Consider the following 23,173-nt stretch of genomic DNA (forward strand, 5'->3'; position numbering starts at 1 on the left):
GGGCAGTCCTCTCGAAAGGTTTTGTGCTAGAGGGCGTCGGGGCTGCCGAGGAGAACGGCGCTCTGCACGCCGCCCAACTGGTAGGTGAAGCTCAGCGCGTGGTCGAAGGCGAGCGGCACGCTCTCGTGGCCCGGCAGCGGGTTGAACGGGAGGTAATCCAGCGGGTCGACCAGGTTGGCGGTCGGGCAGACCGTGCGGTGCTGCATCATCAGCAGCGTCAGCGCCACGCCGAGGGCGCCGGTCGGTGCGCCGTTGTGGCCGAAGCAGCCCTCCTGCGAGGTCATCAGCAGGTCGCCGGCCTTGTCGCCGAACAGCGTGCGGATCGCCTCGGCCTCCTGCTGGGCCATGCCGCCGTCGCTGCCGCCGTGCACATACTTCACCTGCTCGATCGGCCGGTCGCCGAGCGCCTGGCGGACGGCCGCGACGAGGCCGCCGCCGGTCTGGTCGCTGGCCAGCGGGTGCGGCAGCCCGTCGCGGGTGACGGCCTGGCCCAGCACCTGGCCGTAGATCGCGGCGCCGCGCCGCTCGGCGTGCTCCCGGCTCTCCAGGATCAGGCTCACCGAGCCCTCGCCGTAGTTGACACAGCCCTGGCGCCGGTCGTACGGCCGCATCAGGCGGTCGAACTCGATCGGCTCGTCGGGCAGCGCGTTGGTCGGGCGCTCGTCGGCCGCCTGGTCCTGGACCATGCGTACGAGATCGAAGACCTTCTTCAGCAGCGGGTAGTAGAAGTTGTCGACGCCGGTGACGGCGATCACGTCGGACGCGCCACTGTTGATCAGCATCCGGGCGTTGTTGATCTGAACCGACGACGACGAGCAGCCGGCGTTGGCGGTGTAGCAGGGGCCCGTAGTCCTGGCGAACGCCGACTGCGCCAGCGCCACGTCCGACGAGGTGACCGCGATCGAGCTCTCGATGAACAGCGACGTCGCCTCGAGGATGTTGAGGTCGCCGATCTCGGTGTTGAGCACCTTGAGGTAGCCGGCGATGTTGGCGTCGACGCCGCCCCGGCCGACCAGGATGCCGGCGTTGGCGAGCGCGCCCGCCCGCACGTCGAGCTTCGCGTCGGTGCACGCCTCCAGGAACGACATCAGCCCGAAGCGGTGCGTGTCGGTGAAGTGTGCGGCGAAGATGCCCGGGATCTCCGGGAAGTATTCGGCGAACTTCTCCGCCGGCAGGTCGACGCTGCCGTAGAAGACGCCGTCCTCGCGGGCCGCGATCGCGGTCTTGCCCTGGGAGGCGATCTCCCAGACGTCCTGCGTCGTGATGGCCGGCTGGCCGATGCCCGGCAGACAGAACCCCATGCCGGTGACGACGACGTCACGCGCGTCCGTACCCGACCGCACCATTCTTTTGTTTCCTTCCCAGAGGGTGGCTTGTTCGGGGAAGAGATTACGTCCTAACGGGACGAATCAGACGTAACGCCGCCAACGAGGGCGCGGCACGGCTCATCGCTGCGTGCTGCTAGGGTTGCGGCGTGCAGCGCTGGTATCGGTTTACACCCCCGGCCCGGATCGGGTCGGCGGGCGATTCGCCACGCTGACCTTCACCCCTGAGCCGGATTCCTGAGCCGGCTCGGCACGCGTCCCGGGGCGGCTCGCCCATGAGAGGACGCCATGTCAGTCACCGCCGCGGCGCTCGATGATGCCCGCATCGCCCGGATGAGCCCGTTGATCTCCCCTGCGCTGCTCCGCCACGAGTTCCCGGTCTCCCCATCCGTCGCCGAGGTCGTGGCCCGGGGCCGCGCCGAGGTCGTCGACATCCTCGACGGCCGCGACGACCGCCTCCTCGTGATCGTCGGCCCATGCTCGATCCACGACCCCGACGCCGGCCTGGAGTACGCGCAGCGGCTCGCCGCGGTCTCCGCCCGCCTCTCCGGTGACCTGCGGATCGTGATGCGCACCTACTTCGAGAAGCCGCGTACCACCGTCGGTTGGAAGGGCTTGATCAACGACCCGGAGCTGTCCGGCGGCTTCGACGTCAACCGCGGCCTGCGCCTGGCCCGCCAACTCCTGCTCGACGTCTCCGCGCTCGGCCTGCCGGTCGGCTGCGAGTTCCTCGACCCGATCACGCCGCAGTTCATCGCCGACATCGTGAGCTGGGGCTCGATCGGCGCGCGGACCGCCGCCAGCCAGACCCACCGGCAGCTCTGCAGCGGCCTGTCGATGCCGATCGGGATCAAGAACTCGACCTCGGGCGACGTCGGTGACGCGGTCGACGGCATCGGCGCCGCGGCGGCCAGCCATGTGTTCATGGGGATCAACCTGGACGGGATCGCGGCGCTGGTCACCACGACCGGCAACCCCGACTGCCACCTGATGCTGCGCGGCGGGTCGCTCGGCCCCAACTACTCCGCCGCACACGTGTCCGATGCCCTGGGCAAGCTCTCCTCCGCCGGTCTGCCGACGCGTCTCATGATCGATGCGAGCCACGGCAACAGCGGCAAGGACCACAACCGTCAACCAGGTGTCGTACGCGACATCGCGGCGCGGCTGGCCGCCGGTGAGCAGGGCATCGCCGGTGTGATGCTGGAGAGCTTCCTGGTCGCCGGCCGGCAGGACCTGGGCGGTCCCGCTTTGGTGCGCGGCCAGTCGGTCACCGACGCCTGCATCGACTGGGACACCACGGCGACGCTGCTCGACGAGCTCGCGGCGGCGGTTCGCGCAAGGCGCTGACCGGAATGAGCGCGCCCCGGTAGATTCGGGGCAAATGTCCGGGGCGCGCTTTCCGTACCAGCCTGCGCTCGACGGGGTTCGGGCCTTCGCCGTCCTCGCCGTGCTGCTCTTCCACGGCGGCGTGGCATTCCTGCCGGGCGGCTTCCTGGGCGTCGACGCTTTCTTCGTGTTATCCGGCTTCCTGATCACGTCGCTGCTGCTCGTCGAGCGCTCGGCGACCGGGCGGACGGATCTCGTCGCGTTCTGGGGCCGCCGGGCCCGCCGACTCCTGCCCGCACTGCTGCTGGTGCTGGCCACGGTGGCGCTGGTGTCCCGGTTCCTGCTGCCACCGACGGAGTTGCCGGCGTTGCGGCTGGACTCGCTCGCCGGGGTCGCCTACCTCGCCAACTGGCGGATGATGCTGCGCGGCGGGGACTATTTCGCCGCGACCGGGTCACCGTCGCCGTTGCAGCACACCTGGTCGCTGGGGATTGAGGAGCAGTTCTACCTGATCTGGCCGTTGATCTTCATCGCTTTGATGTCCCTCGCGGCCGGGCGACGCCTCCTCCTCGTGGTCTGTGGCGTCGGCGCGGTCGCCTCGGCCGCGGCGTCCTTCTTCCTCTTCTCCGCGGCCGACGTGGACCGGGTCTACTACGGGACCGACACCCGGGCGGTGGCGCTGCTGATCGGTTGCGGGCTCGCGGTGCTCGTGTCCGACCGGGTCGCGTCGGGTGGGCAGCATCGCGTGCTCGGCACGCTCGCGGTGGGCGGCGTCGTGGTCACCGGGTTGGTGTGGGCTCTCGCGGACGGCTCTTCCCCGTGGCTCTACCGGGGTGGGTTGACGCTGGTCGCGCTGGGTACCGCGGCGGTGATCGCGCACGCGGTGATCAGCCCCCGGTCGCCGACCGCCCGGGTGCTCGGGGTGCTGCCCCTGGTGCTGATCGGCCGGATCTCCTACGGCCTGTATCTGTGGCACTGGCCGCTCTACCAGTGGCTGAGCGCGGACCGGACCGGCCTGACCGGGTTGCCGCTGCTGGGGGTGCGACTGGCGGCGGTGTTCGCGGTCGCCACCGCGTCCTACGTGCTGGTCGAGCGCCCTATTCGGACGGCTGGCTGGACCCGCCGGCGGCCGCGGCTGGGCGGTGCGACGGCGGTGACGGCCGCGCTGGCGACCGCGACGGCGGCGGTGTTGCTCACGGTGCCGCCGGCCGCGCGACCGGCACCGCAAATCGCGCTGAACCTGGGCGGCCCGGCCGCCTCGGCGTCGAAGGCGCCACCGATCCAGCGGGCGGGCCGCACGCCTGGCGCACTGCCGCGGATCGCGATCATGGGAGACTCGGTCTCCTGGTCGCTCGGCAAATACCTGCCCAAGCAGGACAAGCTCCAGATCTTCGCGCGAGGCGTCCAGGGCTGCGGCATCGCCCGCCTCCCCGAGATCAACTACGTGGGCGAGCCCCACCCGAACTACCCCGGCTGCGACAAATGGGACCAGCGATGGAAACGCCACATCGCCACCGACGACCCGGACGTGGTGGCGATCCTGCTCGACCGCTGGGAGCTGATGGACCGCAAGCTCAACGGCCGCTATCAACATGTCGGAGAGCCGGAGTTCGACGCCTACCTCTCGCGCGAGCTCAACCTGGCGATCGACATCGTCTCGTCCCGAGGCGCGCACGTTGTCCTGTTGACGGCGCCCTACACACGACGGGCCGAGCGCCCCGACGGCGGCCTGTGGCCGGAAGACGAGCCGGCGCGGGTAGACGCCTGGAACGCACTGCTGCGCGGGGCGGCCGCGAAGCGCAAGGCCACGGTCCTAGACCTGAACGCGGTGGTCTGCCCAGGCGGCCATTTCACCTGGGACGCGGGCGGCGTCCGCATCCGCAGCGACGGCCTGCACTTCACCCCGGAGGGCGTCCAACAGGTCATCGCGCCATGGGTCCTGCCACCCCTGGCCCGCATCGCCACGACCGGCGCCTAGTAGTGCTCAGTCATGGTCCACTCGCAGCGCGCTGGGGGCGTTGCGGGAAAGTGGGGAGCTGTCTCCGAACAGCTCCGGCTACCAGGAGCCCTCCGCGTCCCCCGCTGATGCTGCTTTGGCCCCGCGCGCCCGCCTGCGTTTGGCGGGTCTGGTCGTCGACGAAGGCCGGCCCGTCGCCGCACAGCTCGGCGCGTGCTGACGAGCGCGGTCGGTCGCTGCCGGGCCGGCCTTGCCCGACGTTGCCCGGCGGACCGCGAAGACCCACTCGCCGTCGGACCGGCCCTGCCCGACGGCGCCCGGCGGACCGCGAAGACCCACTCGCCGTCGGGCCGGCCCTGCCCGACAGCGGACCGCGAAGACCCACTCGCCGTCGGGCCGGCCCTGCCCGACGTTGCCCGACAGCGACCACGAAGACCCACTCGCCGTCCGGCCGGCCCTGCCCGACGTCGCCCGGCGGACCGCGAAGACCCACTCGCCGTCGAGCCGGACCTGCCGACGTTGCCCGGCGGACCACGAAGACCCACTCGCCGTCGAGCCGGACCTGCCGACGTTGCCCGGCGGACCACGAAGACCCACTCGCCGTCGAGCCGGACCTGCCGACGTTGCCCGGCGGACCACGAAGACCCACTCGCCGTCGAGCCGGACCTGCCGACGTTGCCCGGCGGACCACGAAGACCCACTCGCCGTCCGGCCGGGATGAGGCACCTCCCGCGAGGCCGCGGAGGTCCAGTTCCCTCCGCGCCGCGACGAGGCACATACCGCAGGGCCGCGGAGGTGTATTTTCCGCTGGGTCGCGATGGGCAGCGCCCCTGGGCGCGAAGGTGTATTTCTGTTGGAGGCGGGCCCCATTTCCTGCGGGGCGCCACGCCAGATTTCCGTTGTGGATGACGTCGCATTTACCGCTTGATGCGGCGGCGCGTTTGGCGCTTAGCAGGTTCGCGTGTGTCCCGATTGGAGCATCCGGCGCATTACCCATAGGGCGCCAAGGTGCATTTTGTGCTGGGCGCGACGGCATCTTTTCCGCGCGGCGCAATGGTGCGCCCCCGGCCGGTCTGCTCGACGCTATCGCGGCCGTCTCGGTCGAGCTATTTCGCTGCCGCCCGGGTCGATCGGCTGCGTCCTTCACCCCTGGGTTCTGGCTTGCCGGCGATGCGAGGTCCGCTGTCGGGCGCACTGCCCGGTCGGGCGCCTCTAATCTCAGGGCGACGGCAGGGCCAGGCGGAGTAAGGGGTTGCCGCTCCGGATTGATCCCCGCAGCGGTCGGAGTGTGAGGCTCGCAGTCGCTGCCACGCAAGCGGCGCAGACGCTCAGCGTGACGTCGAGTCAGGCCCCAAGCGCGATGGCGCTCATGCTCGCGGCGAAACTCCTCACCGGCGGGCGAATAACTGCGGGACGCGGTGCGATCTCGCATGGCGGCCAGCTCTGTCGTGGTAAAAAATTGGAGCTGCCGCATGCATCAATTATCTCCTATCCCAGGCGAGAAATCGGCCCCGCCCAAGGCTTTCGATTATGCAATCTTAAGCCAATGGTGCCGCATCTCCACCCGCTCGCGGCGGCGGACGCGGGACCGCATGACCTCGGCGCGGGAACACGACCTTCGGCGCAGAAATGTGTGGAACCGGCATGGAAAGGCAAGGCCGTCGGCGTAGGAACGCATGGACCGGGCCAGAGACAATGGACGCCGGCTCGGACGGCGCCGGCGCGTCACACCGCGGGCTGCCGGCTGGCTGCGGTGACCACAATGGGCACGAAGACCAGCAGGTCGCCGCGCGCGGCCCGGGTCCGCTGCTCGGCCAGCCAGTCGGCATCGTCGCCGGCGATTCTGCTGAGCAGGACCTCGCCCACGTCGGGGCTGGTGATCACGGCCGTCTCAGCGGTCGTGCTTACCTCCAGGAAGCCCAGCGATCGGAGCAATTCCGGGGCCTGGCGGGCGGCGAAGCCGGCGGGCAGGGCGTCGGTGCGGGCCTGGACAACGGCCCGGGTCCGGGCGGGGTCGTCGCTCGCGATGGCGATCGTGTCCCAGTCCAGGTCGGTCAGCACGATACAGGCGCCGGCGGAGAGGACGCGGCGGGCTTCAGCCAGGGCCGCTTGTGGATCAGCCAGGTCGTGGAGCACCTTGTCGGCGCGGTAGCCGGCCAGCGAACCGTCCGCGAAGGGGAGGTCCAGAGCGGACCCGACCTGGTACTCGCCACGCGGGTGCCGATGCCGGGCAACCTCGATCATCGCTGGGTTGAGGTCGACGCCGATCGCGGTGGCGCCCAGGGCCGTCAACTCCGCCACCGCCAGGCCCGTGCCGCAGCCCACGTCGGCGACCCGGCCGCCGCTCGTCAAGCGGAGCAACTCATAGCCGTACGCGCGCAACCGGGCCGCGGTCGGTTGCGCGTCGAAGAGATCCAGGGCGGTCAGGAACGCCGGTGGGATGGTCATGATGGTGAGCATGCGAGTTCAGGTCGACCTGAAGTCGACCGTCGCTATTGGTGACCTTGCCGCTCGGTTCGGGCTGGCCACGCACGTGTTGCGGCACTGGGAGGACGTGGGTCTGCTCCGGCCGGAGCGCACGTCGGCGGGGCGGCGATGCTACATAGAGGCCGACGCCGATCGGATCGGGGCGATCCTGGCCGCCAAGGACGCCGGACTCGGGCTCGCCGACATCCGCCAGCTGCTCACCGCGGCCGGACCGGCCCGGCGCGCCGCGTTGCGGGCGCACCGGGAGGCGGTCGACGCGCAGATCCGGGCGTTGGAGACCGCGCGCGAGATGCTCGACTACGCGGCCCGCTGCCCGGCCGACGATCTGGCGAGCTGTCCCCACTTCCGGGCGTTGGTCAGCCGACGAGCTGGGCGGAGGTCAGCCACGGGATGAGGATGGGCAGGACGGCGGCCGGCAGCATCGCGCTCATGTGGTCGGCGTCTTTGACCAACTCGACCGTCCAGCCGCGTTCGATCAGCTCCGCCTGGTGTTGGCGCAGGGCGTCGGCGATCGCTACATAGGCGTTGTTCCACTTCGGACCGTAGGAGATGTTGTCGTCGGCGCCTGCGAAGGCGAGGCGCGGGATGTCCAGGCGGTCGAGCGCCGCGCGTTCGTCGAAATCGCGCAGTGACTCGTAGAGCGTCACGTATTGCGCCGTCTGGTCTGGGTGGCGGCTGACCTCGGCCGAGTCCCAGTCGCCGGGCTCCGCCACGGTCGGCGGCTTGCCCTGGTTGGCGACGGCCATGCGGTGTGCGATGCGGGTGACCTCGAGCATCGCGTCATAGGGGCCGCCGAGCGGCGGGTAGCCGCCCATCGCCAGCGCGGTGAGCCGGTCGGTGCGGGTGGCGAGTTGCAGGCCGGCGAGCGCGAGCCAGGAATAGCCGTAGTAGGCGAACCGGTCGGCTCCCGCCGCGTCGGCGATGGCCAGCAGGTCGGCGGCCACTGCCTCTGCGGTGAGGGTGTCGGGCTTCGGGTGGTCGGTCAGGTGGCCCTCGTAGTCGGCGGTGACCGCCCGGAAGCCGGCCTCCGCCAGACCGGTTGCGAGGGTGTGGCCGAGGGCCGGGTCGGCGCCCCAGGCGCGCAGCTGCTCGGCCGGGTCGCCCTCGATCACGGTCGTGCTGATCGGGAGCAGGACGGCCGGGCCGTCGCCCGTTGCCGACACGTCGATCAGGGTGTCGTCGTGCATGCGTGCGGTGGTCATGGAAACACTATACAGTGTAAGGACTATGATCGACGCCGACGCTCATATCCGCCGCCTCTGGCGGCACCGCGGCACGACCCTGCCCACTCCGCGCCGCGGCCCACGCCAACAACTCGACCTCGACGAGATCGTGGCGATCGGCATCGCGATCGCCGACACCTCCGGCCTGGCGGCGGTGTCGACCCGGGCGGTCGCCGCGCGGTTGGACAAGACCGCGATGGCGCTCTACCCCTACGTGGGCACCAAGGACAACCTGCTCGCGCTGATGCAGGACCAGGCCAGCGCCATGCCGACCTGGCCGGACCCGGAGACCTCGCTCGCCGACGCGCTCCAGGCCTGGGCCTCGGCGCTGTTCGAGATCTACCTGGCGCACCCGTGGCTGACCGAGCGGCCGTGGTCGCAGGCCAGCCAGGGACCCAACGAGCAGGACTGGCTCGAACGCCTCCTCGAGATCCTGGCCGCCTGGCAGGTGCCGGCCGACCGGCACGCCACCACGGTCACCATGCTCTACGCGACCGTCCGCGCCACCGCGTCGACGGCCGCCGCCTATCGAACCCTCGACGACGAAGGAGTCGCCGAGTGGCTAGCGGTGGCCACCGCGACCCGGGCCCAGATCCCCGACCTCGGCTCGCGCTATCCCCTGTCGACCAGCCTCGCTCCCGTCACCCCGGACTGGCGCGACAACCCACGCGCAGCCGTCACCGCCGCGATCGGACTGCTGGCGCCAGCAGTGGTCGTCGGTGAGGGCTAGTCGCCGGACTCTGCCGTCATCTGGGTCGGCGGATGTGGGACGCCGCTGGGCGTGTCGCCCACGCGGGCTCCCCCAGATCGGGCGCGTCCAACAGCCAGCACGGCGGTCCGGCCGTGGCGCGGCACCCCACCCACGAGCAGGACCAGACCGCCGCCGAACCACGAGCCGAACCTGCCGAGCCAGCCCGGCCGCCACCGCGGCGGCCGGGCTGGTCATGCCACCAGCTAGTCGCCCACCGTCAGGCAGAACGGCTTGCCCTGCGGGTCGGCGTAGACCCGGAACGTCTCGCCGCCGCCGGGCAACGGCGTCGCGCCCAGCGCCAGCGTTGCCGGCTCCGCGATGTCGAAGCTGTCGACCCGCAGGTCAAGGTGGAACTGCTGCGGATGGGCAGGGTCCGGCCACTGCGGCGCCCGGTAGTCGGCGACCTGCTGGAACATCACCGGCTGGGCGCCGTCGTCGCCGATCATCGCGATGCCTTCGGCCTCGTAGGTGATCGGCTTGCCGAGCAACTCCGAATAGAAGGTGCTGAGCTGCTTGGCGTCACCGCAGTCGAGCATCACACCCATCAGGGTGGTGTTGGGGTCTTCGGCCTTGAGGCACAGGTCGAACGGGTGGCCGGCCGGGTCGGCGACCGTGTGCCAGGTGTCGTTGCGGCGCAGCAGCGTGCCACCGAGCGCGACCGCCCGCTCGACGCCGACCTCCAGGTCGGGCATCCGCAGGTCGAGGTGAGCCTGCTGCGGCCGCTCCTGCCCCGGCCACTGCGGCTGCTGATGCTCCGGCACGGCCTGTAGGCCGATCCGCCAACCGTCGGGCGTCTCCAGCAACACCCACTCGTCGTCGGCGTAGGTCTCTTTCCAACCGGCCAGCGCCTGGTAGAACGCGGACAGGGCCGCGATATCGGCCGCGTCGAGCACGACCGTGCGCAGCTTTGCGATCATCGTGGTCTCCCTAGTCTGAAACTCCGCAGACATCGTGCACCCGGGGTCTGACAAAAACGGCTCAGCCGCCGGCGATGGCCTCGGCCACCGAGCGGAGACCAGCCTCCGTGGCCAGCCGCGCCGCGAACCGCTCCCGCTGCGCGTCCGTCGAAGGACCGGGCCCGAGCAGCGCCGACTGCTCCGCGGCATGGGCGAGCACCCGCTCCGCGTACGGCCGCCGCGCCTGGTCATATCCCTCGAGCCCACCGCCGAGCAGCCGCCCCGCCAGATCGACCGCGTCGAGCATGCCCAGGTTGAGGGCCGGCCCGCCGATCCCGGCGACCACGTGCGCGGCATCCCCGGCCAGCAGCACCCGACCCGCCTGGTAACGGTCGGCGACCCGACTGTGCCGCGCGACGGCCCGGCGCAACACGTAGGGCCCGGCCCCGGAAGGCGGCGCAATGGCGAGATCCTGACCGAGTACGCGCCCCAGGCTCGCCCGCAACTCACCGACCGTCATCGGAACGGAGTCATCGGAAGGGGACCATTCCAGCGTCGTCACCAGGTGCGGTGCACCTTTGAACCGCGCGAACGAGAACACCCCGTGCGGCGTGCGGTGGAACAGATAGGGCCGGTAGGGCCCACCCGGCGCCCGCAACCGGCCCCCGAAGGGCGTCAACGCACCCGCAGGCAGCACCACGTGCGCACTCCGCGACACCACCGCGTCGTTGACCGCACCCGGAAACCCGATCCCGGCCGCCTTCCGCACCGCGCTGTGCGCCCCATCGCAGCCAACAAGATGGGCACACCGCAACGTGTACGCACCGGACGGCCCGTCAACGGCCACCGTCACCCCGGCGGAGTCCTGGCTGAGCCCGGTGACCGTGTGCCCACGACGAATGTCCACGCCAGCCGACAACGCCCGCGCCGCGAGCACCGCCTCCAACCGCCGCTGAGGCACCGGCAGGATGTGCACCGGGTTGTCGCGCAGCCGGCGCAGGTCGACGGCGAAACCCCCGTACATGAACCGCGGCGCGGCCCGCAGTCGCCGCCGCCCGGTCAGCTCGCGATAGAGCCCCCGCGAGTGCAGCACCGGCACCGCCCGCCCGACGACCCCGTTGGCCTTCGGCAGATCGCTCGGTTGCGGCAGCGCCTCCACCACGATCGGGTCAACCCCACCGCGGACGAGTTCCAGCGCCAGCAGCAACCCGACCGGCCCGGCCCCGACGACAACGACCTCAGCATCCATGCCGTCAACCGTAGTTGACACGCGCCAAAATCGTCAACCTAAGTTGACACAGCTTTAGTACGGATTACCCGCCGTCAGCCGCAGCGTGAACCCCTCATCAGACGACGAGAAAGCGACGTAGTTGCACGACTGGTGGGTGATCCACAGCCCCAGCCCCCCATTGGCCGTGTCGTGCGACGGGATCAGCCCGGCGAACGGGTCGGCGGGGCCGGACCCGCCGTCGGTCACCGCCACCACGATCCGGTCGGCGCCCGACCAGTAGCGGACCCGCACCGGCGGCCGCCCGTGCCGCAGCGCGTTGGTGACCACCTCGCTCACCGCGATCTCCAGGTCTTCGACCTCTACGACCGGCAACCCCGGGTCGACCAGCCGCACCGCGTGCCGGGCCCGCGCGGCGGTCGGATCGACCAGCGACACCAGCGGCGGCAGCGACTGCAACGGGTCGTCGGCGACCGGCGGCCAGGCGGACAGGAACGACGCCGGCGCCGCATAGGTCGCGCTGGGCTCGTGCCGCCCGTCCGCGTGCAGCGTGCGCGGATGGGTGCTGGCCACGTCGTCGAGGACCGAAGAAGGGCAGACCCGGGTGTCGTACGCGCACAGGCTCCACAACGGGTAGTCGTCGAATGCCTGGTTGATCGCCGCCTCGTAGCGCGCCCACCAGTTCCACGTGGCGCCCAGCGACGGCCGCGGGATCTCCCCGATCACCCGGATCTGGCCGGCTCCGTCGGCCACATACCCGGCGAACAGCTCGCGGTAGGAACGGATCACGGTCGCCGGCCTGGCATAGACGCTGTCACCGCCGAGGAACGTCACCGCGGCCGACCGCGGCAGCGCGCGCCGGACCAGGTCGGCCTTCTCAGGACCGAGCGCGACCACGGTCGGCTCCTTGGCGTCGGCCCCGTCGACCAGGAACGGCAGCACGGTCGCCAGCAGTTCCTCGTCGGAGCCGTAACAGACGGCCTCGTGGAAATAGCCGACGTGGTCGGCGGGTGCTCCGGTGCGGGTCATCGCGCCTCGACCCGGACACCGGGGACGCGGAGCAGGTCGGCCAGCCGGGCGGCGGCCGGCAGCGGGGTGCGCAGCACCGCTGTGGCTCCCCGGCCCCGGGCGTAGTCGGCCAGCCGGAGCAGCGACCGGTGGTCGATGAACTCCAGCGCGGCACCGTCGACCACGACCTCGCCGTCGACGACCGGCGGCGCGGCCCGGTCGAGCGCCCGCGCCAGCAGCCCCGAGCCGGCGCCGTCGAGCTCGCCGGACAGGGCGACGGCCCCGGGCCCGGCCGTGCCGTGCAGCCGGAACGGCACGTCGGCCACGTTGTGCGTGCCGTGCAGGCAGGCCAGCTCAGCGACGGCGGCCGAGTCGAGAACTCGTCGGTCATACCCGCACAAAGCGGAAAACGGGTGATCCGCCGCAGCACGGTCGACCAGGTGCTCATAAGCGGCGAAGTCGGCCCGGGAGCGGACCAGCAGCGTCGCGTCGACCACCACCCGCAGCCCGGTGAACCCGGCGGCCAGCGCAGCACCCGTCGCCGCGGCCGGGTCGAAACCCGGGAGCGCCGGCACCCCGTCGAGGCCGGCCAGGTCGGCGCCGACCAGCCAGCGCTGCTCGCCCGCGGCGCGGCCCTCGGCGAGGAACGCCCGGGCCCGGTCGAGGAAGCCGGCGCGTTCAGTAAACGCCCAGCATTGGTGACGCCCGGCACCTGTGGGTCGGACGACCGTCACTTCGCCAGCCGCGCGCACGTCCGCCAGCCTACGCCGGCCGCGCCGCACCTAACGGCCACGGGCAGGGCGGCAGCGGTTGGCCGCCGGTCCGCCTGGAGATCATCTTCTGTTCATCTAACATCGTCAATGTGCTCGGCATGACACGGCTCAGCCGACGCGTCTTCGTCCTCGGTGGACTGGCCACTGTGGGTGCGACGATCGTCCCCCTGTCCCGCGCCCAGGCGGCGCCCCCGTACCCCTTCAAGCTCGGTGTCGCCAGCGGCGAACCCGCCGCCGACAGCGTGGTCCTCTGGACCCGCCTGGCGCCCTCCCCCCTCAACGCCGACGGCCAGGGCGGCATGGCCAACGCCGACGTGGCGGTCGACTGGCAGGTGTCCACAACGGACACCTTCGCGGCGCTGGTCGCCTCCGGAACCGTCACCGCCCGTTATGCCGACGCGCACTCCGTGCACGTGGTCGCCGGCGGCCTCGCGCCCGACGCCGACTACTACTACCGGTTCCGCGCCCAGGGTCACCTCTCGCCGGTGGGCCGGACCCGGACCACGCCCACGACCAGCACGTTCGGCCGCGACTTCACGATGGCGTTCGCCTCCTGCGCGCACTACGAGAACGGCTACTACACCGCCTACCGGCGGATGGCCGAGGACCGCCCCGACCTGGTGCTGCACCTGGGTGACTACATCTACGAGGGCGGCGTCGGCAGCAGCGGGGTGCGCCAGCACGTCGGAGCCGAGATCGTCAGCCTCGCCGACTACCGGCGCCGCTACGCGCTCTACAAGTCGGACCCCGACCTGCAAGCGGCGCACCAGATGGCGCCGTGGCTGGTGGTGCCCGACGACCACGAGGTGGAGAACAACTACGCCGGCACGGTACGCGAGAACAACACGCCCGCCCTGACCGCGGCGCAGTGGACCGCGCGCCGCAGCGCCGCCTACAAGGCGTACTACGAGAACATGCCGTTGCGGCCGGCGTCGGCACCCAGTGGCAACAGCATCCCGCTCTACCGCCGGGTCCGCTGGGGCCAGCTCGCCACGTTCCACATGCTCGACACCCGGCAGTTCCGCGACGACCAGGCCTGTGGCGACGGCAGCAAGGTGTGCGCCGACGCCGACCTGGCCACCCGCAGCATCACCGGTGCCGCGCAGGAGGCCTGGCTGCTCGACGGCCTCGGCCAGAAGCTCGGCACCTGGGACGTGATCGGGCAGCAGGTCTTCTTCGCCCGCCAGTTCACCTCGACCGGCGCGGCGAGCATGGACGCCTGGGACGGCTACCGTGCGTCGCGGTCCCGGATCCAGACCGGCTGGCAGCAGCGCGCGGTGCGCAACCCGGTGGTGCTGACCGGTGACGTGCACCGGGCCTGGGCCAACGACCTCAAGGCCGACTACGCCAACCCGAACTCCGCGACGATCGGCACCGAGTTGGTCTGCACGTCGATCTCGTCGACCGGCAGCGGCACGGGCGACACGGTGATCCCGAACCTGTCGACCAACCCGCACCTGCGCTTCTACCACGACCGGCGGGGCTACACCCGAACCACCATCAGCCGGGAGCAGATCCGGGCTGACTTCCGGGCCGTCGCCAGCGTCACCGAGCACGGTTCCCCGGTCAGCACGGTCCGCTCGTTCGCCATCCTCGACGGCCAGCCCGGCCTGCAAGCGCTCTAGGAGACAACGTTGCTAGTGCCCACTGTGCTCGTGGCGGCGCTGCTCGCCGTTCCGGCCGGCGTCACCGTGTCGACCGCCAACAGCGTCGCGACCGGTGACCAGGACGGCGGCGCCGTCGCCACCAATCGGATCGGCGACGTGGCCGTGGTCTGGGAGGACGATCGCGCCGAGTCCAACCCCGGCGACAACACCAACTCCGAGATCTTCGTCCGGCTGTTCCGGAACGGCACCTCGGCGTACGAGAAGAAGCTCTCCGCCGGCGGCACCGCCGGTGTCAAGTGGAAGCACGTCAACCCGGACGTCGCGCTCGACGACAAGGGCAACGCGGTGGTCGTCTGGAACGACGACCCGGACGGCAACGGCACCTACAACGTGGTCTACCGGGTGATCTCGCCGGCCGGCACGGTGCTCGGGCAGGGCCAGGTCAACGCCAGCGCGGCCGGCCAGCAGCTCACGCCGAAGGTCGCGGTCGACCCCGACGGCACGCCGAGCACCCCGGCGGCGGTCGCGTTCTCCGTTGTCTGGGAAGACGTGCAGGGCACGGTCACCACGATCAAGGCGGCGGGCTACACCAACGTCGCGACCAAGGCCTACGAGGTGGTGGCCAGCCAGTCGACCGGCGCCCATCACCAGCCCGACGTCGCGGTCTCCGCGTCCGGAGACGCGCTGATCGCCTGGGACGAGGACAGCGACGGCAACGGCTTCTACCAGATCGGGTTGGTACGCCTGGCGAAGAGCAACGGCGCCGTCAACCTGTCGCGCCGGGCGGCCAACCTCAACGGCGGCGGTCAACAGCGGCATCCGGCCGTGGCGGCCAACTTCACCGGCGACTTCGTAGTGGCGTGGGAGTCGGACCACACGGGTGTCCCGGGCATCTGGTCGCGCTCGTTCACCTCGACCGGCGATCCGAAGCACGGCGACGTGGAGGTGGCGAACACGCCCGGGGCCGGCGCGCCGGCGGTCGGCATCGACGACCAGGCCAACGTCGTGGTCGGCTGGACGGTGCTCTCGCTCAACTCCGACGTGTGGGCCCGCGGGTTCAACCCCGACGGCACGACCACGGGACGGTTGCCGGCGCAGACCTACAGCGGCACCACGACCGGGCGGCAGGAGCAACTCAGCCTGGGCGTGTCACCGTGGGGCGAGATCGCGGTCAGCTACACCGACGACAACGACAGCAATCTTTACGACCAGGTGCTGCTCGCGCTCGGCGGGAGCAACTCGACCTGGTGACGCACGTAGGGGTGCCCGGACCCGTGCGGTCCGGGCACCCCCGCGTCGCGATCAGAACAGGAGGCCACCGAGCCCGGTCAGGAGACCGCCGACGACGTTGACCACGCCACCGAGTGCAGTGCCAAGCAGGCCGAAGAGCGACATTGCGAAACCCCGTTCGTTCGATGCTGATACCAGATACGGCGCGCGCCAGCAGCCGTCCGGTTACTGGCTGCATCGCTACGGTAACAGTGAGCAACCACTCTCGCCCCGATGTTCACATACGTGTCAGCGGGTTTTACTCCGCCATGAAGTCCTTGATCGCCGCGTTGCACTCATCGGCATGGGTCCACGGGATGCTGTGCGGCGCGTACTCGATCGCGACCAGCTTGAGGTCCTTGATCAGGGGCGGCAGCCGCTTGCCGGTCGACGCGAAGGGCAGCACCTGGTCGGCCGTGCCCTGCACCGCCAGCATCGGCACGTCGATTCGCCCGACGTCGTCGCGGAAGTCGGTCAGCCACGACTCGACGCAGTCGTAGCTGGCCACCGGCGACGCGGTGATACCGACGTTCCAGTGCGCGTTCCAGGCCTCCTGGCTCAGCCGGTTGCCCATGGTGTCCTTGACGTTGAAGAACAGGTCGAAGAACTGCTTGATCCAGAGCGGCCGGTCCTTCAGCGCGAGTTCCTGGATGCCGGTGAACACCGACCGGTCGACACCCTCGGGGTTGTCGTCGGTCTTGACGAGCATCGGTGCCAGCGGGCTCAGCAGCACGCCCTTGCTGACCCGGGCCGAGCCGTATTGACCGAGATAGCGGGTGATCTCGCCGGTGCCCATCGAGTGGCCGATCAGCACCGCGTCGTTGAGGTCCAGCGTCTCCATCAGGATGTTGAAGTCGGCGGTGAACGTGTCGTAGTCGTACCCGCTGCCCGGTTGTGACGATTTTCCGAAGCCGCGCCGGTCCATCGTGACGAGACGGTATTTGCCCTGCAACGGGCGGGCGATCTTCTCCCAGGACTGCCCACTGAGCGGGTAGCCGTGGATCAGGACGACCGGTGTGCCCTCGCCGTGGTCCTCGTAGTAGATCTGGATGGGCTCGGTGTTCTCCTGCCCCACGGTCACGTACGGCATCTGGACCTCCCCGTTGGTGTCGATGCCCTCCACGCTGCCGACGGCGGTCCACGCCACGCATCACCCGAATATGTGGTCAGTCGTCGCCGAGAGTGTCCAGCAGGGCCAGTGACGGCACGAAGAAGAGGTTGCCGGTGACGGCGCGGGAGAAGTCGAGGATGCGGTCGTAGTTGCCGGCGGGGTCGCCGATGAACATGTTGCGCAGCATCTGCTCGATCACGGTGGGGCTGGCCGCGTACCCGATGAAGTAGGTGCCGAACTCCCCCGCCGCCGGGCTGCCGAACGGCATGTTGTCCCGCATGATCTTGATTTCGTTGCCGTCGTCGTCCTTGATCGTGGTCAGGATCCGGTGCGCCGACGACGGCGTGACCGCGTCGTCCATCTCCACATTGGACAGCTTGTCGCGGCCGATCACCTTGTTCTGCGCCTCGACCGGCAGCTTGTTCCAGGCGTCCAGGTCGTGCAGGTATTTCTGCACGACCAGGTAGCTGCCGCCGGCGAAGTCGGGGTCTTCGGCACCGATCAGCGCGGCCTTGACCGAGGCGTCACCCACCGGGTTCTCCGTGCCGTCGACGAAGCCGAGCAGGTCGCGGAAGTCGAAGAAACGGAAGCCCTGGGTCTCGTCGACCGGGGTGACCGCGCCGGCGAGCTTGGTCAGGATCTGGGTGGCCAGCTCGAAGCACAGGTCGGGGCGCCCGGCGCGGATGTGGAAGACCAGGTCGCCGGGTGTGGAGACCGCTTCGTGTTTCTCGCCCCGGATCCGCGGCAGCGGGTGCAGCCGGGCCGGCGGGCGGACGTCGTCGAAGATACGGGGCCAGACACCGGCGCCGAAGCCGACCACGCAGGACAGTTGCGCGTCGAGGTCGCGGAAGCCGACGGACCGCACCAGACCCGACAGGTCACCGCAGAGATCCCTGGTCTTCGCCGCGGCCTCGGCACCCTCGTTGACGGTGACCACCAGCACCAACGCGGCCCGGCTGAGCGGTGCGAGCACCTGCTGCGCTTCGATCATGGCGGCCAATTTACCGCCCCGCGCCGGGCTGTCAGTCGACGGCGCGGTCCAACTCGTCCCAGCTCACATTGAGCGTCACCAGCGTGCCGTCGCCGGTGCCGCTGATGTGGTCGACCTGGTCGCCGCTGACGTAGACGTTGTTCTCGAACTGCTCGCCGCGGTCGACCAGCAGATAGCCGTTGGCCATGAAGAACTCGGCCGGGCCGGCCGGCAGCTCGGGCCGCACCTCGGTGTCGGGCTGTTGCACCGCGCCGACCAGGCCGACCGGCACCCCCGTCGCGTCCTGAACCTCCATGCCGGGGGTCACCTGCGCGATGGCGGGTGGGTCGGTAGTGACCTCGGGTGCGGCGTCAGGTGCGTCGGATGCGTTGGGTGCGTCGGCGGTCGGCATAGGACCGGTATTCCCCGATCCAGACCGATCAAAACCGGTCGTCACGGACGGCTGACAGGGCGCCCTCGAGCTGCCCGCGCAGCGCCTCCTCGTCGTCGGGAACCAGCGCCAGCGCGTCGGACAGCGCTGTCTCGGCCGCCTCGTGCCGGCCCGCCGCCCGCAGCAGCTCGCCGTGCAGCAGGCCCGCGAAGCCGGCCTGGGCGCCGGCGCCCAGCTCGCGGAAGCCGGCCATCGCGCGGGCGGCCCGCGGGATCGCCTCCTCGGCGCGGCCGGAGCGGTCGAGGAGCCTCGCCCCGTCGTAGTCGAGCATCGCCCGCTCCCAGACCGCGTGCGGCTCGCCCGGCAACGCCGCGGCGGCGGTGTCGGCGGCGGCTAGCGCGGCCAGCGCCTGGTCGGGCTGCCCGGCCCAGAGCAGCGAGGTGGCGTGCCGGCGGCTGGTGCGCACGGCGTCGATCGGCCGCCCGGCGCTCGTGTAGGAGGCGGCGGCCTCGGCGAACCGGGCCGCGGCGGTGGCGTCGCGGTCGAGCTTGTCGAGCGCCTCGGCCAGCCGCTCGGTGACCCGGCCCAGCGCCGCCGGGTCGCCCTGCGCGGCGATCGCGGTGGCCAGCGCGGTGAGCTGGGTCAGCATCGACTCGTGCTCGGCCAGCTCCTGGTAGACGGCCACCAGCAGGTCGCGCACGCCCAGCGCCTGGTCGTCGCCGGCCGCCTCGAACGCCGCCAGCGCCTCCTCGGCGACCTCGGCGGCGTCGAGGGCCCGGCCCGCGTTGAGGTAGGCGATCGCGAGCTCGTGCTGGGTGTGCGGGACGGTCTCGCGGTCACCGGCGGCGGTCAGCGCCGCGATCTCCTCGGCCAGCGGCGTGATCGCCTCGGCGGCCCGCGCGGAGTTGGCGAGCAGGCCGGCGCGCTGCCGGCCGACCAGCCGCCGCAACTCGGCACCGCAGGGCACGGACAGCGCCTCGTCGAACGCGGCCAACGCCGCGTCGGCCTCGCCGAGCTGGCGCAGCGCGGCGCCGTGCAGCAGGCAGGCGTGTGCGAGCTCGTCGGGCTGGCCGCCGGCGCGCTGCTGCTGGCGGCTCTCGCCGGCCGCGGCGGCGGCCTCTTCGATCTCGCCGAGCCGGCCGAGCGCCTGGGCCCGCAGCGACAGGATCTGGCCGAGCACCGACGGGTCTTCGGCGGCCGCGGCGTGCTCCTGCGCCGCGCGGCTGGTCGCCACCGACTCGGCGAGCCGGCCGGTGGTCGCCTGCGCGTAGGCCAGCCGCAGGTGGGCGCGGGCGAGCTGGCCGGGTGCGCCGTGCTCGAGCAGGTAGGCGGTGGACTCTTCGATCAGCGGGCCGCCCTCGTCGGCGCGGCCCTGCCGGAGCAGGCCCATGCCCAGCCGCCCGCGGGCGATCTGCCGGCGCACCTCGTCGCCGGCCGCGGCGTAGAGCGCGGCGGCCTGCTGCCAGGCCTGCTCGGCGGCGGCGTGGTCGTCGTCGTGTGCGACCCGGCTGCCGAGCCCGTCGAGGCGGCGGGCCCGCTGGAGGTCGGTGAGCGGGCCATCGGCGTAGCGGTCGTCGAACGCGTTCCAGGCCGCGAACGCCTCCGCCTCGCGCCGGTCGCGGTAACGGGCCTCGGCGAGGTCGAGCAGCTCGTCGGGGCCGGATGTCTCGGGCACCGGGTGCGCCGCCTCTGTCCACACCGGACGGTCTTGGCCTTCTTCGGCCGCGCCCGAGTCGGTGTGCGTATCCCATGAAGAGCGTGACCCCGGCGCGGCCAACCGCACGGCGGCGCCGATGGGCGTCGTGGCCAGGGTTTCCCGGGTCTGCGCGGTCTGCTCGCCGGTGCCGTTGCGGGCGTCGAACCGGGCGGCGAGGTCGAGGGCCCGGGTGGCCAGGTCTTCGGCGACGGCACCGACCGGCCGGTCGCCCACGGTCAGGCCGCGGTGGCCGGCGGCGTCGAGCCGGCGCAGCACCAGCGCCGCCGACGCCGCGAACGTCATCGTCGCCCACGGGGTCGGCGACCGGTCGAGCCAGTCGAGATGCCGCTCGACGATCTCCAGGCCGAGCGCGTCGTTGCCGGTCAGCGCGCAGAACCGGATGTGCTCGGCGATGTCGCCGAGATCGGCGAGGCGGGTGCGGTGGGCCCGGTAGGCGCGGCGGTGCGCGTCGCGGGCCGCGTCGGTGCGCCCGGTGCGCAGGTAGGGCAGCAGCAGCGCGGTGTGGATCGAATGCGGCTGCTCGGTGCAGGACAGCCGGCCGGCCAGCACCGGCTCGGCGAGCGCGATCGCCTCGTCGTCGCGGCCGCGCCGGGCCAGCCAGTAGGCCTTGCCGGTGGGGTCGCAGCCGATGCAGTCGGACAGGTCGTCGCGGGGCGCCGTGGACCAGCGCTCGAACCACTGCTCGGCGGCGTCGACGTCACCGACGTGCCGGGCGACCAGGTGCCGCTCCATGTAGACGGCGTGCGGGCTGTGGCCGCCGGCTTTCCAGCGACGCTCCATGTCGTCGAGCACGTCTTCGGTGCGGGCCAGCGGGATCTCGGGGAACTTGGTCATCGCGTTGACCATGGCCTTGAACGACCACAGCACGTGGTGGGTCCACCCGCCGTAGCGCACCGGGTCCTGATCGAACTCGGTCAGGCACCAACTGAACGTGACGAACGACCGGGCCGGCTCGCCGCCGTAGATGTAGCCGGTCGTGGCCAGCATCCGCGCCTCGAACGCCTCGTCGGCCAGCCGTTGCGCGTCGGCGTGGGCGATCGCCTGCTCCAGCAGGGCGATCTGGGCGGCGCCGTAGGGCATCTCGCGCGCCTGGTCGAGCATCTCGGTGACGTTCACGCGCGGGCCTCCGGGTCGGTCGGCGGCACCGCCCGGTCGAGCAGGCCGAGGAACGAGCGGTTGAGCAACGCCGCGTCGGCCGGGCGGATGGGGTGGTAGCCGAGCAGCAGCGCCTGGCCGTAGAGCGCCTCGACGGCGAGCTCGACCAGGTCGTCGGTCGGCAGCACGGTGACCCGGCGGACCAGCGGGTTGCGGTGGTTGAGCACGAGCTGCGGCCGGCTGTCGGCGCGCCGATCGTCGAGGGCCGACAACACGTCGGACCAGATCGGGTCGGCCTTGTCGCGGGTGGCGCGCAGCTCCTGCCGGAACGCGGTCTCGCGGTCGACCAGGTAGAGCGCCGGCACGGTCGGCGGGTCGAAGGCGCGCAGCACGACCTCGCAACCGAGCCGGTCGAGCGCCCGCTGCGCGGCCAACGTGAACCCACGCAGCCCCAGCTCGACGCCCGGGTCGAGGGCCTCGAACCGGGTGGCCAGGTCGGTCGGGTCGAGCCGCTCGATCCGCACGCCGCGCTCGACCTGGGCCAGCCGCTCGATGATCTCGGTGTCGTAGGTGTAGCCGGCGTTGACCAGGGCCAGGTCCTGCGCGGCGGCGACGCCGGCGAGCTGGCGGAACTGGTCGGTGGTCGCGCTGTAGCGGAGCACGCCGTGCCGCTCGCGGAACTCGTTGAGCGTCATCCGGCCGACGTTGGTCTCCATCGGCCACCAGGCGGCGACCAGGTTGAGCATCGCGTCGTCGTGCAGCGCCAGCGCCTTGACGCCGAGGTGGTGCACCCGCAGGAACTCGCCCAGCCGGCGCGGGTCGGTGCGGGCCAGCCGGACCAGCCAGCCGCGGAGCTGGTCGCCGAGCGCCTCGCGGGTGCTCTCGAGCAGGCCGTCTTCGTAGAGCGCCTCGCGGCTGGCGGTCGGCCGCAGCTCACTGGTGTCGACGACGCAGCGGGCGAAGAACGCCCAGTCGGGCAGCAGGCCCTCCGCGCTCTCGGCGAGCAGCATCCGCTTGAGGTAGACCCGGTGACCGCCGCGCTGCGCCGGGTTGAGCGGCTGCGGCATGACGAAGGCGGCGCCGGTCAGGCCCGCCTCGGGCACCGACAGGGGGATCACGTCGAAGGGCGTCAGACCCATGGTGCGTTCGGCGTACGCCGTCCAGGCGCGCACACCCGCGGCGTCCCACGGCGCGCTCACCACCGCGCCGGTGGTCGGCGTGCCGTCGACGGTGACCTCGATCGGGAGCTGGTCGCCGTAGAGCCGGGCCAGCTCGAGCACGGTGGCCGGGGCGAACCAGCTCTTCGCGCCGGGCCGCGGCACCAGGGTGACCGTGGTGCCCACCGGGTGGTCGCCGGCGACCGGCTCGACCAGGTAGCGCCCGTCGTCGTAGCCCGTCCAGCGGACCGTCGGCGCGCCGGCCGCGGTGGTGACCACCACGATCTCGCGGGCCACCAGGAAGCAGGACAGCAGGCCGATGCCGAACTGGCCGAGGAACTCGTGGCGAGCGAAGCCCAGGTCGTCGCGTTTGGAGCTGCGACCGATGGTGGCCAGCAGCTCGTGCACCTGCTGCTCGGTCAGGCCGACGCCGCTGTCGGTGACCCGCAGCCCGGCGTCGGTGGTCTCGATCGTGACCAGGCCCGGCGCGCCGGGCTCGCGCAGGCGGCGCGCGGTGATCGCGTCGACGGCGTTTTGCAGCAGCTCGCGGACATAGACCCGCGGGCTGGCGTAGAGGTGGTGGCTGAGCAGGTCGACCAGGCCGGCGAGGTCGACTTGAAAGGTGCGGTGAGCGTCCATGGCGGTGCCAAGGTACCGCCTGCCTACGACATGTGTGGTCCCGCCGGTGCGGCGGTCAGGCGGTGGCCGCCGTCGGGCCACGGCGGCCACCCTCGGCAAGGTCTCCGGTTGTGTCGCGGCAATGACAATTGCCATTGCCGCAACCCCATGCTGAGCGATTGACTTGACTACGTCAGCGCCCATACTGGATATCGGACGACGTGGTTTACCGCCTGCCAATGCACGTGCAATCCTGTGTGGTTC

Annotated in this window: 18 protein-coding genes; 6 read left to right on the forward strand and 12 right to left on the reverse strand. The window is 71.4% G+C overall.

Annotated elements, in window-relative coordinates; genetic code table 11:
• Positions 1 to 26: 26 nt before the first annotated feature.
• Entirely contained in the window at positions 27 to 1,346 is a 1,320-nt protein-coding gene (locus DFJ67_RS36225; RefSeq protein ID WP_116073334.1) for a beta-ketoacyl synthase N-terminal-like domain-containing protein, read from the reverse strand.
• Between the two features lie 267 nt (positions 1,347 to 1,613).
• On the opposite strand from DFJ67_RS36225, the gene DFJ67_RS36230 reads away from it, so the two are divergent.
• Both DFJ67_RS36230 and DFJ67_RS36235 read left to right on the forward strand, forming a co-directional pair.
• Positions 1,614 to 2,672 carry a 3-deoxy-7-phosphoheptulonate synthase gene (locus DFJ67_RS36230; RefSeq protein ID WP_116073336.1) on the forward strand — a complete coding sequence of 353 codons (1,059 nt, stop codon included), beginning with the start codon at positions 1,614 to 1,616 and terminating at the stop codon, positions 2,670 to 2,672.
• Positions 2,673 to 2,706: 34 nt separating this feature from the next.
• Positions 2,707 to 4,629 carry an acyltransferase family protein gene (locus tag DFJ67_RS36235; protein WP_116073338.1) on the forward strand — a complete coding sequence of 641 codons (1,923 nt, stop codon included), beginning with the start codon at positions 2,707 to 2,709 and terminating at the stop codon, positions 4,627 to 4,629.
• A 1,704-nt stretch (positions 4,630 to 6,333) separates the two neighbouring features.
• On the opposite strand, the gene DFJ67_RS36240 is transcribed toward DFJ67_RS36235, so the two are convergent.
• The gene (locus DFJ67_RS36240) at positions 6,334 to 7,056 is read right to left on the reverse strand and encodes a methyltransferase domain-containing protein (RefSeq protein WP_116073340.1); all 723 of its coding nucleotides are present in this window, start codon (positions 7,054 to 7,056) and stop codon (positions 6,334 to 6,336) included.
• Positions 7,057 to 7,066: 10 nt separating this feature from the next.
• On the opposite strand from DFJ67_RS36240, the gene DFJ67_RS36245 reads away from it, so the two are divergent.
• Positions 7,067 to 7,489, forward strand: coding sequence for a MerR family transcriptional regulator (locus tag DFJ67_RS36245; protein WP_203784393.1), 423 nt, complete (start codon positions 7,067 to 7,069; stop codon positions 7,487 to 7,489).
• Here DFJ67_RS36245 and DFJ67_RS36250 read toward each other — a convergent pair.
• A complete protein-coding gene (locus DFJ67_RS36250) occupies positions 7,452 to 8,297 on the reverse strand; it encodes an alpha/beta fold hydrolase (protein WP_116073342.1) in 846 nt (281 codons plus the stop codon). The two genes, DFJ67_RS36245 and DFJ67_RS36250, sit on opposite strands and share 38 nt — an antisense overlap.
• 25 nt (positions 8,298 to 8,322) lie before the next feature.
• On the opposite strand from DFJ67_RS36250, the gene DFJ67_RS36255 reads away from it, so the two are divergent.
• The gene (locus DFJ67_RS36255) at positions 8,323 to 9,048 is read left to right on the forward strand and encodes a TetR/AcrR family transcriptional regulator (protein ID WP_203784394.1); all 726 of its coding nucleotides are present in this window, start codon (positions 8,323 to 8,325) and stop codon (positions 9,046 to 9,048) included.
• 224 nt (positions 9,049 to 9,272) lie between these two features.
• Here DFJ67_RS36255 and DFJ67_RS36260 read toward each other — a convergent pair whose 3' ends face one another.
• The 4 genes from DFJ67_RS36260 to DFJ67_RS36275 form a co-directional block, all read right to left on the reverse strand.
• Positions 9,273 to 9,986 carry a VOC family protein gene (locus DFJ67_RS36260; protein ID WP_116073344.1) on the reverse strand — a complete coding sequence of 238 codons (714 nt, stop codon included), beginning with the start codon at positions 9,984 to 9,986 and terminating at the stop codon, positions 9,273 to 9,275.
• 61 nt (positions 9,987 to 10,047) lie between these two features.
• Complete coding sequence (locus DFJ67_RS36265) at positions 10,048 to 11,214, reverse strand: FAD-dependent monooxygenase (protein WP_116073346.1); 1,167 nt, start codon at positions 11,212 to 11,214, stop codon at positions 10,048 to 10,050.
• A gap of 54 nt (positions 11,215 to 11,268) precedes the next feature.
• A complete protein-coding gene (locus DFJ67_RS36270) occupies positions 11,269 to 12,222 on the reverse strand; it encodes a sensor histidine kinase (RefSeq protein ID WP_116073348.1) in 954 nt (317 codons plus the stop codon).
• Positions 12,219 to 12,953, reverse strand: coding sequence for an MEDS domain-containing protein (locus tag DFJ67_RS36275; protein ID WP_116073350.1), 735 nt, complete (start codon positions 12,951 to 12,953; stop codon positions 12,219 to 12,221). The genes DFJ67_RS36270 and DFJ67_RS36275 overlap by 4 nt, the downstream gene beginning before the upstream one ends.
• A gap of 119 nt (positions 12,954 to 13,072) precedes the next feature.
• Here DFJ67_RS36275 and DFJ67_RS36280 point away from each other — a divergent pair, with 119 nt between their 5' ends.
• On the forward strand, positions 13,073 to 14,599 hold the full coding sequence (locus DFJ67_RS36280; RefSeq protein WP_116073352.1) for an alkaline phosphatase D family protein: 1,527 nt from the start codon (positions 13,073 to 13,075) through the stop codon (positions 14,597 to 14,599).
• 15 nt (positions 14,600 to 14,614) lie between these two features.
• Positions 14,615 to 15,832 carry a hypothetical protein gene (locus tag DFJ67_RS36285; protein ID WP_239097596.1) on the forward strand — a complete coding sequence of 406 codons (1,218 nt, stop codon included), beginning with the start codon at positions 14,615 to 14,617 and terminating at the stop codon, positions 15,830 to 15,832.
• Positions 15,833 to 16,109: 277 nt separating this feature from the next.
• Here DFJ67_RS36285 and DFJ67_RS36290 read toward each other — a convergent pair whose 3' ends face one another.
• The 5 genes from DFJ67_RS36290 to DFJ67_RS36310 form a co-directional block, all read right to left on the reverse strand.
• Positions 16,110 to 16,940, reverse strand: coding sequence for an alpha/beta fold hydrolase (locus DFJ67_RS36290; RefSeq protein WP_116077068.1), 831 nt, complete (start codon positions 16,938 to 16,940; stop codon positions 16,110 to 16,112).
• Between the two features lie 76 nt (positions 16,941 to 17,016).
• A complete protein-coding gene (locus DFJ67_RS36295) occupies positions 17,017 to 17,952 on the reverse strand; it encodes a Dyp-type peroxidase (RefSeq protein ID WP_116077069.1) in 936 nt (311 codons plus the stop codon).
• A gap of 31 nt (positions 17,953 to 17,983) precedes the next feature.
• Entirely contained in the window at positions 17,984 to 18,343 is a 360-nt protein-coding gene (locus tag DFJ67_RS36300; protein ID WP_116073356.1) for a hypothetical protein, read from the reverse strand.
• A 28-nt stretch (positions 18,344 to 18,371) separates the two neighbouring features.
• Positions 18,372 to 21,155 carry a hypothetical protein gene (locus tag DFJ67_RS36305; RefSeq protein WP_116073358.1) on the reverse strand — a complete coding sequence of 928 codons (2,784 nt, stop codon included), beginning with the start codon at positions 21,153 to 21,155 and terminating at the stop codon, positions 18,372 to 18,374.
• A complete protein-coding gene (locus DFJ67_RS36310; protein ID WP_116073360.1) occupies positions 21,152 to 22,930 on the reverse strand; it encodes an HSP90 family protein in 1,779 nt (592 codons plus the stop codon). Before DFJ67_RS36310 ends, DFJ67_RS36305 begins: the two co-directional genes overlap by 4 nt.
• Positions 22,931 to 23,173 lie beyond the last annotated feature (243 nt).

The sequence above is a fragment of the Asanoa ferruginea genome (genome assembly GCF_003387075.1).
Lineage (GTDB): Bacteria > Actinomycetota > Actinomycetes > Mycobacteriales > Micromonosporaceae > Asanoa > Asanoa ferruginea.

Excerpts from the sequence above, each read along its gene's own strand:
- DFJ67_RS36225 (WP_116073334.1), bottom strand. The coding sequence starts at position 1,346 with ATGGTGCGGTCGGGTACGGACGCGCGTGACGTCGTCGTCACCGGCATG.
- DFJ67_RS36230 (WP_116073336.1), top strand. The coding sequence starts at position 1,614 with ATGTCAGTCACCGCCGCGGCGCTCGATGATGCCCGCATCGCCCGGATG.
- DFJ67_RS36235 (WP_116073338.1), top strand. The coding sequence starts at position 2,707 with ATGTCCGGGGCGCGCTTTCCGTACCAGCCTGCGCTCGACGGGGTTCGG.
- DFJ67_RS36240 (WP_116073340.1), bottom strand. The coding sequence starts at position 7,056 with ATGACCATCCCACCGGCGTTCCTGACCGCCCTGGATCTCTTCGACGCG.
- DFJ67_RS36245 (WP_203784393.1), top strand. The coding sequence starts at position 7,067 with ATGCGAGTTCAGGTCGACCTGAAGTCGACCGTCGCTATTGGTGACCTT.
- DFJ67_RS36250 (WP_116073342.1), bottom strand. The coding sequence starts at position 8,297 with ATGACCACCGCACGCATGCACGACGACACCCTGATCGACGTGTCGGCA.
- DFJ67_RS36255 (WP_203784394.1), top strand. The coding sequence starts at position 8,323 with ATGATCGACGCCGACGCTCATATCCGCCGCCTCTGGCGGCACCGCGGC.
- DFJ67_RS36260 (WP_116073344.1), bottom strand. The coding sequence starts at position 9,986 with ATGATCGCAAAGCTGCGCACGGTCGTGCTCGACGCGGCCGATATCGCG.
- DFJ67_RS36265 (WP_116073346.1), bottom strand. The coding sequence starts at position 11,214 with ATGGATGCTGAGGTCGTTGTCGTCGGGGCCGGGCCGGTCGGGTTGCTG.
- DFJ67_RS36270 (WP_116073348.1), bottom strand. The coding sequence starts at position 12,222 with ATGACCCGCACCGGAGCACCCGCCGACCACGTCGGCTATTTCCACGAG.
- DFJ67_RS36280 (WP_116073352.1), top strand. The coding sequence starts at position 13,073 with ATGACACGGCTCAGCCGACGCGTCTTCGTCCTCGGTGGACTGGCCACT.
- DFJ67_RS36290 (WP_116077068.1), bottom strand. The coding sequence starts at position 16,940 with ATGCCGTACGTGACCGTGGGGCAGGAGAACACCGAGCCCATCCAGATC.
- DFJ67_RS36295 (WP_116077069.1), bottom strand. The coding sequence starts at position 17,952 with ATGATCGAAGCGCAGCAGGTGCTCGCACCGCTCAGCCGGGCCGCGTTG.
- DFJ67_RS36300 (WP_116073356.1), bottom strand. The coding sequence starts at position 18,343 with ATGCCGACCGCCGACGCACCCAACGCATCCGACGCACCTGACGCCGCA.
- DFJ67_RS36310 (WP_116073360.1), bottom strand. The coding sequence starts at position 22,930 with ATGGACGCTCACCGCACCTTTCAAGTCGACCTCGCCGGCCTGGTCGAC.